This window comes from Variovorax paradoxus (assembly GCF_029919115.1).
GTDB classification, from domain to species: Bacteria; Pseudomonadota; Gammaproteobacteria; order Burkholderiales; family Burkholderiaceae_C; genus Variovorax; species Variovorax paradoxus_O.
In genome coordinates, this window is the sequence record NZ_CP123990.1 from 4,708,477 (window position 1) to 4,721,678 (window position 13,202).

Annotated in this window: 13 protein-coding genes; 9 read left to right on the top strand and 4 right to left on the bottom strand. The window is 64.7% G+C overall.

The features are described 5' to 3' along the window. Positions 1-17: 17 nt before the first annotated feature. The 5 genes from QHG62_RS22620 to QHG62_RS22640 all read left to right on the top strand — a co-directional run bounded on the left by QHG62_RS22620 (position 18) and on the right by QHG62_RS22640 (position 4,857). Positions 18-323: a hypothetical protein gene (locus tag QHG62_RS22620; protein WP_281147878.1), complete on the top strand. Its 306-nt coding sequence runs from the start codon at positions 18-20 to the stop codon at positions 321-323. Then, entirely contained in the window at positions 304-1,266 is a 963-nt protein-coding gene (locus QHG62_RS22625; protein WP_281147879.1) for an RNA polymerase sigma factor, read from the top strand. Before QHG62_RS22620 ends, QHG62_RS22625 begins: the two co-directional genes overlap by 20 nt. Before the next feature lie 68 nt (positions 1,267-1,334). Then, a complete protein-coding gene (locus QHG62_RS22630) occupies positions 1,335-2,048 on the top strand; it encodes a hypothetical protein (RefSeq protein ID WP_281147880.1) in 714 nt (237 codons plus the stop codon). A 158-nt stretch (positions 2,049-2,206) separates the two neighbouring features. Beyond that, complete coding sequence (locus tag QHG62_RS22635) at positions 2,207-2,431, top strand: hypothetical protein (RefSeq protein WP_281147881.1); 225 nt, start codon at positions 2,207-2,209, stop codon at positions 2,429-2,431. 38 nt (positions 2,432-2,469) lie between these two features. After that, positions 2,470-4,857 carry a phosphocholine-specific phospholipase C gene (locus QHG62_RS22640; protein WP_281147882.1) on the top strand — a complete coding sequence of 796 codons (2,388 nt, stop codon included), beginning with the start codon at positions 2,470-2,472 and terminating at the stop codon, positions 4,855-4,857. Positions 4,858-4,881: 24 nt separating this feature from the next. Here QHG62_RS22640 and QHG62_RS22645 read toward each other — a convergent pair whose 3' ends face one another. The 3 genes from QHG62_RS22645 to QHG62_RS22655 form a co-directional block, all read right to left on the bottom strand. Then, entirely contained in the window at positions 4,882-5,841 is a 960-nt protein-coding gene (locus QHG62_RS22645) for an alpha/beta hydrolase (RefSeq protein WP_281147883.1), read from the bottom strand. 135 nt (positions 5,842-5,976) lie between these two features. Further along, positions 5,977-6,792, bottom strand: coding sequence for a 2,5-didehydrogluconate reductase DkgB (gene dkgB / locus QHG62_RS22650; protein ID WP_281147884.1), 816 nt, complete (start codon positions 6,790-6,792; stop codon positions 5,977-5,979). Between the two features lie 51 nt (positions 6,793-6,843). After that, on the bottom strand, positions 6,844-8,046 hold the full coding sequence (locus QHG62_RS22655; RefSeq protein ID WP_281147885.1) for an MFS transporter: 1,203 nt from the start codon (positions 8,044-8,046) through the stop codon (positions 6,844-6,846). A gap of 242 nt (positions 8,047-8,288) precedes the next feature. Between QHG62_RS22655 and QHG62_RS22660 the strand changes: the two genes are divergently transcribed. From QHG62_RS22660 to QHG62_RS22675, 4 genes are all read left to right on the top strand, one after another. Continuing rightward, a complete protein-coding gene (locus QHG62_RS22660; protein WP_281147886.1) occupies positions 8,289-8,609 on the top strand; it encodes a hypothetical protein in 321 nt (106 codons plus the stop codon). 27 nt (positions 8,610-8,636) lie between these two features. Beyond that, a complete protein-coding gene (locus QHG62_RS22665) occupies positions 8,637-9,578 on the top strand; it encodes an AraC family transcriptional regulator (RefSeq protein WP_281147887.1) in 942 nt (313 codons plus the stop codon). A 128-nt stretch (positions 9,579-9,706) separates the two neighbouring features. Next, positions 9,707-9,997, top strand: a complete 291-nt coding sequence (locus QHG62_RS22670; RefSeq protein WP_281147888.1) for a putative quinol monooxygenase — start codon at positions 9,707-9,709, stop codon at positions 9,995-9,997. Positions 9,998-10,616: 619 nt separating this feature from the next. Continuing rightward, positions 10,617-12,176: a methyl-accepting chemotaxis protein gene (locus tag QHG62_RS22675; RefSeq protein ID WP_281147889.1), complete on the top strand. Its 1,560-nt coding sequence runs from the start codon at positions 10,617-10,619 to the stop codon at positions 12,174-12,176. Positions 12,177-12,268: 92 nt separating this feature from the next. On the opposite strand, the gene QHG62_RS22680 is transcribed toward QHG62_RS22675, so the two are convergent. Further along, on the bottom strand, positions 12,269-13,177 hold the full coding sequence (locus QHG62_RS22680) for a LysR family transcriptional regulator (protein WP_281147890.1): 909 nt from the start codon (positions 13,175-13,177) through the stop codon (positions 12,269-12,271). Between the last annotated feature and the right edge of the window lie 25 nt (positions 13,178-13,202).

A 13,202-nucleotide genomic window follows, 5' to 3' on the forward strand; every position in this document is an offset into this window, starting at 1 on the left:
AGGAAAGGACTCCAATCATGAAACGCATGGTGCAATACAAAGTGAAGGCTGATCGCGTGGCCGAGAACGAAGGCTACGTTCGCGCGGTGTACGAGGCGCTCCACCAAGCCAAGCCCGCGGGCCTGCGCTACGCTACCTTTCGGCTTGCAGACGGCGTGAGTTTTGTTCACCTGGTGTCGTACGAAAGCGAAGGCGGCAGCAGCGCACTGACGTCGCTCCCCGCGTTCGAGGCGTTTACCGCGGGCATCCGCGAGCGCTGCGAGGCACCGCCCGTCAACGTCGAAATGAAGGAGATCGGTTCCTATGGATTCTTCGGCGAATAAACCCACAGGCCCAGAACCTGCACCGGAGCAACCGAACGGCACCGGGCAGGCGTCGATTCTCGGCACGCTCGAGGAAGCCCGCCGGCAGTTTCTGGCGCTGGTGGACGACGTGCGACCCGAGCTGCATCGCTACTGCACGCGCATGACCGGCTCCGTGGCTGACGGCGAAGACGTGGTGCAAGACACGCTGGCCCGCGCCTACTACCAGCTGTCTGAACAAAAAGAGCTGCCGCCGCTGCGCCCGTGGCTGTTTCGCATTGCCCACAACCGCGCAGTCGACCGCTGGCGGCACGATGTGCATCGCATGGCCGAGCCGCTCGATGCCGCATCGGACCTTGCCGGTGATGAAGCCTTCGAGCCCGACCAAGCGCTGGCGCGGCACCAGGCCGTGCATGCGGCCATCTCTTGCTTTCTGCAACTCGCGCCCGCGCAGCGCGGTTGCGTCATTCTGAAAGACGTGCTCGACCATTCACTCGAAGAGATTGCCGGCGAACTCGATTTGAGCGTGCCCGCCGTCAAGGCCGCGCTGCATCGCGGGCGCGCGCAACTGCGCGAACTCTCGGGGGCCGCACCCGCGCAGCCGTCGGGCCGTGCATTTCAGCCGGCGCTGCTGCGCTATGCGAGCCTGTTCAATGCGCACGACTGGGATGGCGTTCGCGCCATGCTCGCCGATGAAGTGAGGCTCGACCTTGTGTCGCGGCGCAAGGCCGCGGGCCGCCGCGAGGTGGCGCTGTATTTCACCAACTACTCGAAGCTCGCGGGCTGGAAGCTGGTGCCGGGCCGGCTCGATGGACGCGAGGTGTTGGCGGCGTTTGCCGATCCGGGCGCCGTGCGGCCAGGCTACTTCATCGAGCTCGAGTTCTCGGAAGACGGCATTACGTTCATACGCGACTTTCGCTACGTGCCCTACATCGCGCAAGAGGCAGTCATCGAGTTCGCGTAGCGCAACGCGCCCTGCAGTGCGGCTCACTACACTGCTGCGATGAGCCACACCCTTGATCGCAGCGCGACATGCGAGACCTGCTGACCTCCTACTTCTTCAGCGGCGACGCCATTCGCAGCCGCAGCGTGGGCGATGCCGTGCTCTCAGGCATGGTCGATGTGCCCGAGCCTCCCGCAAGGCTCACGGCAGATTGGGAGCGCGAGATCTCCGGCCGCCTGGCCCTGGAGCCTGGCGACGTCGAGGCGATGCCGCTGGCGCGGGCACGTGCGCGCTGGCCCGACTACGCACGGTGCGTGCAGGCGGTAGCCGATTGGACGCGCACGCTCGGCCTGGCGGATGTGCTTGCATCGAGCGACGTCGCGCTCATGGCTTGCCGCGGGGCGCGCTACCACCACGACGGCGCGCAATATGGCGGTGCGGCGTTCTGCAATCTCTTCGTGAGCGAAGACAAGGGGCTCGACGTTCACTTTGCTTCCACAGGCCATCGCATTCCGCTTGCTCGGGGCACGGTGCTGATCTTCGACACCTGCCAACCTCATGCCGTGGTGCCGCGCGGCGGCAGTACTTTCGACGCGGCCGACTTCGGGCCTGAGAACGACTGCAGCCAGTTGTTTTTGACCTGGGAGCTTTCCATTGAAGATGCCCACGTGGCGCGCGCACTCGGCGTCGCGTTCGACGTCGATCCTTCGAGCGCATCGCAACTCGACGAAGAGCAGGTGCGGGTAAACGGCAAGCGCGCAACCGTGTGTTTCGCTTCAGGCCAGTGGTCAACTTTTGACTGACCTGCTCCGGTAGTGCTTACCAAGGTTCGCATTGCTACTACATCGCTGTGTCACAGCGACTTCGTACGCTCGATGTTGCCTTGATGCGCGGTGGCGGAGACACTGCCGTTCGTCGTGGCCATTCAAACTGCCTTGGCGAAATCAGGAGTGACTCTTCCATGCATTCACGGCTTTCTTATTTGCGCGCGCCGCTCGCGCTCTCGGTCATGGCCTTCGCGTTGGCCGCATGTGGCGGCGGCGATGGTGGCGGCGGTGCCGCCGCCGGCTTCAGCGGCACGGCCACGGCAAAAGACGGTGGCGACAACACTGCCGGCAAGGCCGATGCCGGATCGGCCGCGCCCGACTCCGGCGTCACCGAACCCACCGTGAGCTACGCCCCCTGAGGCGCAACCATCAAATATTCGAGACTGACCAACCCACCATGACCACACGTCGCAAGTTTCTCCAGAGCGCCACGGGCACCGGCATTGCAGCCGCCACGCTGGCCACTTTTCCGCCCAGCATCCGCCGCGCGCTGGCCATTCCGGCGCACCACGAAACCGGCACCATCAAGGACGTGAAGCACGTCGTGCTGCTGATGCAGGAGAACCGTTCGTTCGACAGCTACTTCGGCACCTTCAAGGGCGTGCGCGGCTATGGCGACCGCTTTGCCGTGCCCGCGCCCAACGGCAAGACCATCTTTCACCAGACCTACACCAAGACCACGCCGCCCAGCACCTACACGCCCTACCGGCTCGAAGAGAGCAAGGGCAACGCGCAGCGCGCGGGCAGCACGCCGCACAGCTGGTCTGATTCGCAGGCCGCGTGGGACCACGGCCGCATGTTCAAGTGGCCCGACGTGAAGAACCTGCTGTCGATGGGCTACTACGACACCGCCGAAGTGCCGTTTCAGCGCGCACTGGCCGAGGCCTTTACGCTGTGCGACCACTACCACTGTGGCATGCACACCGGCACCATTGCCAATCGCCTGTTCTATTGGAGCGGCACCAACGGGCCCAACGGCACCAGCCCTGCCGACGGCAGCAAGGTGCAGCTGGCCGTGCTCAACAACCAGTTCAACGCCGGCAACGACATTGGCGCTTCCACCGAGGGCTGGACATGGACCACCTATGCCGACCGGCTCGAAAAAGCCGGCGTCAAGTGGAAGGTCTACCAGAGCCTGATCGACAACTTCGGCTGCAACGAGATGATGAGCTTCAGGCACTGGCGCACCGCCATCGAGCAAATGCCCGAGGCCCGCCGCCCCGTGTATGTGCCCGCCACCGACATCACGCAGCCGGTCACCGCCGCAGGGCCGTTCTACGACGCGGCCATCGACGACCCGCTGAGCCCTCTGGCCAAGGGCTTCGGCAACACCATGCCCTACGGCTTTCTGGAAACCTTCAAGGAAGACATTCGCAACGGCACCTTGCCGGCAGTGTCGTGGATCATTTCGCCTTCAGCCTACAGCGAGCACCCCGGCCCTTCGAGCCCGGCCAAGGGCGGCTGGTATGTGCAAGAAGTATTGGACGCACTCACCTCCAACCCCGAGGTGTGGAGCAAGACCGTGCTGCTCATCAACTTCGACGAGAACGACGGCTTCTTCGACCACCTGCCTTCGCCGGCAGTGCCCTCGCGCAACCCCGACGGATCGCTGGCCGGCGCCACCACCATGGCCGAAGCCGACGTGGCCGTGGAATATCACAACTACACGCCGGCCACGCCCAAGCAGCCCGCCATGGACGGCCGCCCCTACGGCCCCGGCCCGCGCGTGCCGATGTGGATTGTGTCGCCGTGGAGCCGCGGCGGCTGGGTCAACTCGCAGGTGTGCGACCACACCTCGACCCTCATGTTTCTGGAAAAGTGCTTTGGCGTTGCAGAGCCGCAAATCAGCAAGCACCGCCGCGCCGTTTGCAGCGACCTGACAAGCGCCTTCAACTTCGAGCGCCCGAACGACGAGCCGTTGCCCACGCTGGCCGGCCGCAAGACCAAGGCCGAGGCCGATGCGCTTACCACCGCACAAGAGGCGCTGCCCAAGATCGTGCCCATGGCCGACGCCGACCTGCCCGTGCAGGCCACCGGCGTGCGGCCCTCGCGCGCCTTGCCTTACGAGCTGCACACCAGCGCGCGCAGCGATGCGCTCAACGGCCGCGTTCAGCTGCTGTTTGCCAACAGCGGCAAGGCTGCCGCCGTGTTCCATGTGTACGACAAGCTGCACCTGGCCGACCGCATACCGCGCCGCTACGTGGTGGAGCCCGGCAAGCAGCTCGACGGCTACTGGAACGCCATGACCGACAACGCCGGCCTGTACGACCTGTGGGTGCTTGGCCCCAACGGCTATCACCGCCAGTTCAAGGGCGACCTCAACCGCCTGCGCGCGGGCGGTGCGGCCGCGCCAGAAATTCGCGTGGGCTACGACGCGCGCCGCGGCGACATCTACCTGCAGATGCGCAACGACGGCCGGCGCGATTGCCGCTTTACCGTGCAGTCGAACAAGGCCTACCCGCGGCCCGATGCCTACCAGGCAGGCGGCAGGGGCCGCCACGACGACCGCGGACGCGACGGGCATGGAGGCCATGGCCACGAAGGCCACGAAGACCACGACAACAACGGCGTGTACGGCACCCACCCGGACGGCTCATGGCGCATTCGCGTCAAGGGCGGTGGCGACACCGCCATGCGCTGGAGCCTGGACGCCAGCGGCCAGTGGTATGACTTTGTCGTCACCTGCGACGCCGACCCATCGTTCTACCGGCGCTTTGCGGGCCGCATAGAAACCGGCCGCCACTCGGTGAGCGACCCGGCCATGGGGCTTGCCGACCGCTTCTGACCGGCAGCCGAAGAAGAACCGGGGCTACGGCAGCAGCCTTGCAACCGCATCGGCGAACGACGGAATGTCGGTTTCGGTGTGCGTCGTCGAGTAGGTTGTTTCTTCTACTGCCAGGCCCTGGTAGCCGCGCCCCCGGAGCCGATTGAACATTGAATCGACCGGCGCAAAGTTGCACTCGTCCTGGTTGTCGCAGCGCGTAAGGATGAGCGTTGCCGGCAACGGCCTGCCGTTGAGGGCGTCGTGCATTTGCTGCTCCAGGTTTTCGTACTCCGGCCCTTGGTGCGCATACGCGCCTTCAAACGACAGGAAGTACGAGAACGTCAGGTTGTTGGCTGCGCCTTCGAGAAACAGCGCAATGCCCGCCATGCTCCCGCTCAGCGAGAGGCCGGTGAGCATGCGCTTGCCCGGATCGGCGCGGTACCTGGCTTCGACGAAGGGCACCAGCTCCTGCGTCAAGAAGTCGTGGTAGGCCGTGGCGCCGGGCATGGTGTAGTCCTGCTCGCGGCGCGAGGTGCCGCCAATGCCGACCAGAATCGCTTGCGTGCCGCGCTTGTCGAGAATGTTCTTCAGGTTTGAAAAGCGCGTGTCGGGCGGGTTGAAGATGCCGTCTGCGTCCATCGCATAGATGATGGGGTAGCTGGCCGAGCCGCCGTCATAAGAGGCCGGCAGGTAAATCTCGAGCGGGTAGGTTGCGCCCGTCTTGGCCGAGGCAATGGTGTCGGTGGCAACACGGCTGGTTGCCGGGGGCGGTTCAGCCGGCTCTTCGGCTGGTGGTGGCGGTGTGGGTGTCGCGGGTGGCGCGGCGGGCGGCGTGGCTGGCGCAGCAGGCGGGTCGCTGGGCGGCGCAGCAGTGCCCACGGCGGCAAAGGGCAGCGCGGTGCCACCACCTCCGCCGCCACCACCACCGCAGCTCGCCATGCCGAGCACCAGCGCCCAGCCTCCAAAAAATAAAAGCGAGCGCAGGCTGCGTCCGAGCTGCTGCATTGCGACTCCTTGATCGTCTGTGGTTTCAGTCCAGGAAGAAGCCGTCGCAAAGCGAATCCAGCCCCTCTTCAGGATGCCACGCGGGGCCGTGGTCCCGGCCCGATCTTGGGGTACCTCAGTGCAGAAACACTCGTATCAATCCCACGCCGGCGAAAGGCCCGCCGGGTCGGTAAGGCGCTGCCCGCGGTCGAGCGCTGCAATCTGCGCCGTCTCTGCATCGGACAGCCGCAGCTGCTGCGCCTTCAGGTTGCCCTCGAGGTTGGCGCGCTTGGTAGACGACGGAATGACCGCATGGCCCAGCTGCATGGCCCAAGCCAGCACCACCTGCGCAGTGGTTGCGTTGTGTGCCTTGGCAATCGCCTCGATCACCGGGTCGCCCAGCACCTTGCCGTAGGCCAGCGTCATGTAAGACGTGATGTGGATGCCCTGGCTCTTCGAAAACTCGGCCACCTTGCGGTTCTGCAGATAGGGATGCAGTTCGATCTGGTTGGTGGCAATTTCATTCGCGCCCACCGCCGCAATGGCTTCCTTCATCAGCGCAATATTGAAGTTGGAAACGCCGATCTGCCGCGTGAGCCCCTGCGCCTTGGCATCGGCCAGCGCGCCCATGAACTCCGCCACCGGCACCGGGTTGCCGGGCGAAGGCCAATGGATCAGCGTCAGGTCGACATGGTCTGTGCGCAGCTTGGCAAGGCTTTCCTTCAGGCTGGGCACCAGCTTGTCTTTTGCGTAGTTGTCCGTCCAGATCTTGGTCGTGATGAAGAGCTTGCCGCGCGGCACGCCGCTTTCGGCAATGGCCTGGCCCACCTCGGCCTCATTGCCGTAGATCTGCGCCGTGTCGATGAGTCGGTAGCCCAGGTCGAGCCCGTTCTTCACCGAGTCGATCACCACCTGGCCCTTCAGGCGAAAGGTGCCCAGGCCGAAGGCGGGAATGGTGTTGTCGGTTGTCATGATGTTGTTCGTCCTAGTTGTGCGTTTTAAAAAAGAGAAAGAAGAGGCCGCTCAGTGCCCCACCGGCACCGGGCCCGAAGCCCGCACCGGAATGCCGGCACGGCGGTCGAGCGTTCCGCTCCACTGCGTGAGCGCCAGCGAAACCAGCACCACCAGCGCGCCGATCCACGGCGTGTGCATCAGGCCAAGGTGCGTCACGATCAGCCCGCCCACCCATGCGGCGAGCGCAATGCCCAGGTTGAAGGCCGCGATGTTCAGGCCCGAGGCCACATCGACCGCCTGAGGCGTAAAGCGCTCGGCCTGCTTCACCACATACACCTGCAGCCCCGGCACGTTGCCGAAAGCCACTGCGCCCCACATCAGCACCGCCACCAGCGCCAGCCACTTGTGCGGCGCTGCAAAGTTGAACACCAGCAGCACCGCGGCCAGCAACGCAAAGATGATCTTCAGCGCCGGAATCGGCCCCATGCGGTCGGCCAGCCTGCCGCCCCAGATGTTGCCCACCGCCACCGACACTCCGTACACCAGCATCACCCAGCCCACAGCGCCCGCGCTGAAGCCCGACACATCGGTGAGGATGGGCGCAAGAAACGTGAACGGAATGAACGAGCCGCCGTAGCCGATGGCCGTCTTGGCATACACCATCAACAGCCGCGGCTCCGCCAGAACCTTGGCCTGCTGCGCCAACGAGGCAGGCGCCGTGTGGCGGATGTTGCTGGGCACGAAAACCCAGCTGCCGATGAACGCGATGACGCCCAGCGCAGACACCGCCAGAAAAGTCTCGCGCCAGCCAAAGTGCTGCCCGATGAACGTGCCCAGCGGCACACCCGTAACCAGCGCCACCGTGAGCCCGGTGAACATGATGGCAATGGCGCTCGCGGCCTTTTCCTTCGGCACCAGGCCGGTGGCAATGGTCGAGCCAATCGAGAAGAACACGCCGTGCGCCAGCCCCGTGAGCACGCGGGCGGCAATCAGCGATTCATAACTCGGCGCCTGCCACGCCAGCAGATTGCCGAGCGTGAACAGCGCCATCAACCCGAGCAGCAGCGCCTTGCGCGGCAGCTTGCTCGTGAGCGCGGTGAGCACCGGCGCGCCGATGGCGACGCCCAGCGCGTAGAGGCTGACCAGCAGGCCCGCCGAGGGCAGGCCGATGCCGAGATCAGCAGCGACAGTGGGGATGAGGCCAACGATGACGAACTCGGTCGTCCCGATGGCGAAGGCGCTGAGGGTCAGCGCGAGCAAGGCGATTGGCATGAGGCACTCCTTCTTGGGTTAGGAGGAGTGTCTTGGGATTACCTTTGCGGATAAATGGGGTTCTGAGCAGAAGATAGTTGCGCTTGGCTCAAGTATCAACGCGGGCTTCGTTCTCGTTCGGTGGAGCGGATGAGCCTGGAAAGATGGAAGCTCGTCGATATACTGCGCCCCGTCGCGTCCTCCGATGGTGCGGCCGGGTTTGGAAGCCTGATGAAACCTCTGCGAACCTTGGAGACCATCTCATGGCTGAATCTTCCCGTGCGCGTCCGCAATCTCGCAGTTCTTCTGCTTCTTCTCTCGACGCCGAATTCGACGCACTCGCTCTGCAAGCCTGCGACGATGCCGGCGCCCTCAACGACGTAGTACGCGCCTACACGGCGCTCGAAAAGCTCATCGACACCAACGCCTTGAGCGACTGCGAAGTACTCCCTCCAAGTCGCACCGAACTGAGCGCCTTGCTGCGCCTGCTCAACGACGCCCTGCTGGTCCGCATCAACACCGTCAACGCTGCCACTGGCGTGGTTCACCAAGCGCTTCAACGGGGCACCCCCGGCGCCACGTAGCGCCAGCTTTTCTCCACAACACAGCCGATGCCCGTTTCACCCGTTGCCGATGGCAAATCTGAAAGCGTTCCCGCCACTTGGGCACGCCTGCGGAACATGGTCGCGGCGCGAGCCTCTTCAGACGGCCGCACCGACGCCCTCTACCCCGGCCTGCGCTACTACCGCTTCTCCCACCCCATTCGCTACGAGAAAACCCAACGCCTCACGCCCGGCGTCGTGGTCGTCTTGCAAGGCCGCAAGACCGCGCACCTCGGTAATAGTGGCCGCCGCTCGCTCGACTACGGCGCCACCCAATGCCTGGTGCTCGGCGCAGAGGTCGCGTGCCTGGGCACCGTCGTGGGGGCGAGCGCCGAAGAGCCGTACCTCGCCATTCATCTCGACCTGCCGCCCGATGTGCTGGTCAAGTCTTTCGTCGCGCTGGCAGAAAGCGGCACGCTCGCGGCCGAGCCGGCGCGGGTGACCGAGAACTTCACGGCGCCGGTGGGGCAGGAGGTGGTCGAGGCCTTCGCTCGCCTGCTGCTGGCGGCGGACGACCCGGTGGACCGCCGCACGCTGGCGCCGCTGGCGGTCGAAGAAATCGTGCTGCGGCTGCTGCGCTCCGAAGCAGCGGCGGCCATTCGCAGCGCGAGCGCCGTTACCAAGGCGGGCGCACGCATACAGGCGGCCATCGCCTTCATGCGCCGCCACTTGGGCCGGCCGCTGTCCGTGGCCGAAATTGCCAGCCACGTGCACATGAGCCCTTCGCACTTTGCGCACAGTTTCAGGGAGGTGGCCGGGGTCACGCCGATGCGCTGCATTCGCGACTTGCGGCTCGAAGAGGCGCGCATGCTGATGCTGGGCACCGGGCTGGGCCCCGGCGATGCGGCCGCGAAGGTGGGCTTCGAGAGCGCGGCGCATTTCAACCGCGCGTTCCGCAGGCGGTTCGAGGCAACGCCTGCGGAGTACGTGCGGCGCGTGCAGTCGGGTTAAGGGGACGGGGCTGCGGCAGCTTCGCAGCCATGGTCAATGGGTTCGCAGCTTCGCGTCTTGGCGCGGGGGAGGGCGCTGGCTAATCTGCCTGCTTCCTTTTTCTTTTGTTGAAAGCAGCGCGAAATTTCATGGACCCGATCAACGTCATCATTACTTTCGAAGCCAAGCCCGAGGGCGCCTCCGCATTCGCCGAGCTCATGAACCAGGTCAAGCAGTCGCTGCCGTCGGCAGATGGCTGCCGGGGCGTGCAGCTGTTCGGCCGCAGCGACAACGCGTGCGTGTTCACGCTGGTCGAATCATGGGAATCGCAAAGCCACCATCAAGCGCATATCGACCGCGCAGTGGCGTCGGGCGCCTGGAGTGCGCTGGAGGCGCAGCTGGCTTGTGCGCCTGTGAGCTGGTATTGCGCGGAGCTTTGATCTGGGCGGTTGTCGTGCCCGGTAAACAACGGGGCACAATGACTCATGCTTGGGCGAACACTTCTCTTTTCGGTACTGCTGCTTGCTGGTTGTGATGACTGGTCCAAGCCCTTGGAGGTTCGGATCATGCCTTCCGGGTATCAGGTGGGCAATGTCAAGTCGTCCATTGCTACGCCGGTCGTTGACGAGGTCGTCCGGCTCAAGCCAAAGAAGGTCCGCATGACCTTCTGTCGAACCACGCCAATGGCAAAGACAATGCAGTTCACCGATGAACTTCGAGCACGCCTGCAGACTGACCTCACGGGTGTTCTTTTAGAGAACTGTCCCGAGAGTTGAAACCGGCAACGCTCGGCGCGCCAATTCAGAGGAGACCCCATGGGATTTTCGCTGCCAGTCGAGCTCATCGCCGGACCGCACCGCTACTACAGGTAGTCGCATCGGTGACGACTCGTCGCCAATAGCTGACGTCGAAAGCTCTCGTATGCGACCGAGAGCAATCGCTGCGTAGCCGGCCCACGGGCAAACGCCCGAAATGAACCGCATTGCGCCCCTTGTTCGCCCACTGTCGCGACGAGGCCCCCCGGGAAAATCGAACCTCCATTCGTTCCCGAAAAATTCCATGAGAGACCTTAAGATCGGCACCCGTCTAGGGATGGGCTTCACGCTGCTGCTGCTGCTGCTGCTCCTGCTTGCCATCGGCGCGATCGGCCTGCAACAGATGGCCAGGCTCGCCGATGAGATTCGGGTCGTCAACGAAGTGGCCGGCGGAAAGCTCTATGCGCTGAACCGGGTTCGCTTCGCGATCGGCACACGGGCAATCGCGGCGCGCAATTTGGCGCTGGTGAGCGATGCGCAGCTGCAGAAGAAGGACTTGGACCTCGTGAAGTCCTCCCAGTCCGAGATCGACGAGGGCATGAAGACCTTGGGCGCGATCTTGAAAGACCCCCACTCGGCCGCGGTGGAAGAAGAGCAGCGCCTGCTCGCGCAGTTGCAGGCGCTCGAGGGGCAGTACCTGGTGATCGCGGGCAAGGTCGTGTCGCTCGCGACCGGCGGCAAAACCGAGGACGCCGTGCGCGCGCTGACGCAGGAATGCATGCCGCTCCTGACGCAGGTGATCGCTCATGTCGGCACGTTCGAGAAGGCGCTCAAGGAAGGCGCGGATCGCACCGCGGCCGAGGCCGCGCAGGCCTACCGAACTGCCCGCTGGCTGATGCTGCTGCTCAGTGGTCTCTCTCTGGCGTTGGGCATCGCCGCTGCGCTGTGGCTCACGCGTTCGATCACGCGGCCGCTCAACGAGGCAGTGCGCGTGGCGCAGTCGGTCGCCGCCGGCAACCTTGCCACCCAGGTGATGCCGGCCGGCCGTGACGAAGCCGGCCTGTTGATGAGGGCGATGCATGACATGAACACCAGCCTCGTCCGGTTGGTCAGCGAGGTGCACCGCGGCGTGGCGAACATCGGCGAAGCCTCGGCCCAGATCTCGGCCGGCAACCGTGACCTTTCGTCGCGCACCGAGCACCAGGCGAGTTCGCTCGAGGAGACGGCGGCTTCGATGGAAGAGCTGACCTCCACCGTCAAGCAGAACGCCGAGAACGCGCGGCAGGCCAACCAGCTCGCGGTCTCCGCATCGTCGGTGGCTGCCGAGGGCGGAACGATCGTTGGCCAGGTGATCGACACCATGGCGGCCATCAATGGCTCGTCGAAGAAGATCGTCGACATCATCGGTGTGATCGACGGCATCGCCTTCCAGACCAACATCCTTGCGCTGAACGCGGCGGTCGAGGCGGCACGGGCCGGCGAGCAGGGCCGCGGCTTTGCCGTGGTGGCCTCGGAGGTGCGCAGCCTGGCGCAGCGTTCGGCCGCGGCGGCCAAGGAGATCAAGGATTTGATTGGCGATTCGGTGGGCCGCGTCGAAGCGGGCAGTGAACTGGTGGGTCAGGCCGGCCGCACCATGCGGGAGATCGTCGCCAGCGTGCAGCGCGTCACCGAGATCATCAGCGAGATCACTGTCGCGAGCCGGGAGCAGACCGACGGCATCGAGCAGGTGAACCAGGCCATCGCGCAGATCGACCAAGGCACGCAGCAGAATGCCGCACTGGTGCAGCAGGCGGGCGCTGCCGCGGGATCGCTGCAGGCGCAGGCCGGCAGCCTCTCACAGGCGGTCAGCGTGTTCAGGCTCTGACGCGGCGAACGGCTGGAGTGGGCCTACTTCCGCCATTCGCCGCACGCTAAAGCAGTCGTTCGATCAAGGCACACAAGCACGCTCTCGAGCCCTCAAGCCGTCTTGGGTTTGACGATCTGCACCGATGATTTTGGCAGTCCGAGCTGCTCCTCCCGGATCAGGTCCGCCAGTATTTTTGCTTTGAACTGCGGCGAGTCCTTGCGCCAAATGAGCATCGTCCTCACCGTCCGGAAATCACCCTTGAGCTTGTGCTCCGAGAGCCTCGCGCGCTCGGTGTAGGTGTCCAACACGGCCGCCGGAATGAGTGCAACGCCCATGCCCGCCACGCAACACCCGAGGATGGCGTGGTAGGAGCCGACCTCGATGATTCGTCGAGGCGCCATGTTGTCTCGGGCGCACCAGGCTTCCAATCGTTGCCGATGGGGACAGTCGGGCTCGAAAACCAGCAGCGTGCCTTTGCGGATGTCGTGGGCGGAGCGAATCGGCGGATGACCGACGGGACCAATGATCACCAGCTGTTCCGTACACGCCACGAGGCTGTCCAGCCGTGGATCGGAGACTGGTTCAGCGACCAGTGCTGCGTCGAGTTCCCCCGACAATACGCGGATTGTTAGCGGACGCGGCGCGCCTGTGCAAAGCTCTATCGATAACTCCGGGTAGCGCTCGTGGATTTGCCCAAGAAGCGACGGTAGGCGGATGGCCGCTGTGCTTTCCATGGCGCCCAGATGAAGGACGCCGCGCGGCACCTGTTCGTGCATGGCATTCCGCGCTTGCTCGGCCAACGACAGCAGGCGGTTCGAGAAGTCGAGTAGCACCTTGCCCTGCGGTGAGAGCTGGAGACGCCGGCCCTCCCGGCTGAAGAGCGCGACGCCGAGATCGTCTTCGAGATTCTTGATGCGCGTCGTGACATTGGAGGGAACGCGATGCAGCAGCTCGGCTGCTCGCGTGATGCCGCCGGCCGTAACAACGGCTTGGAAGACGCGCAAATCGGAGAGGTCCATGTTCTCAATCGGAGAATAAGTTCGT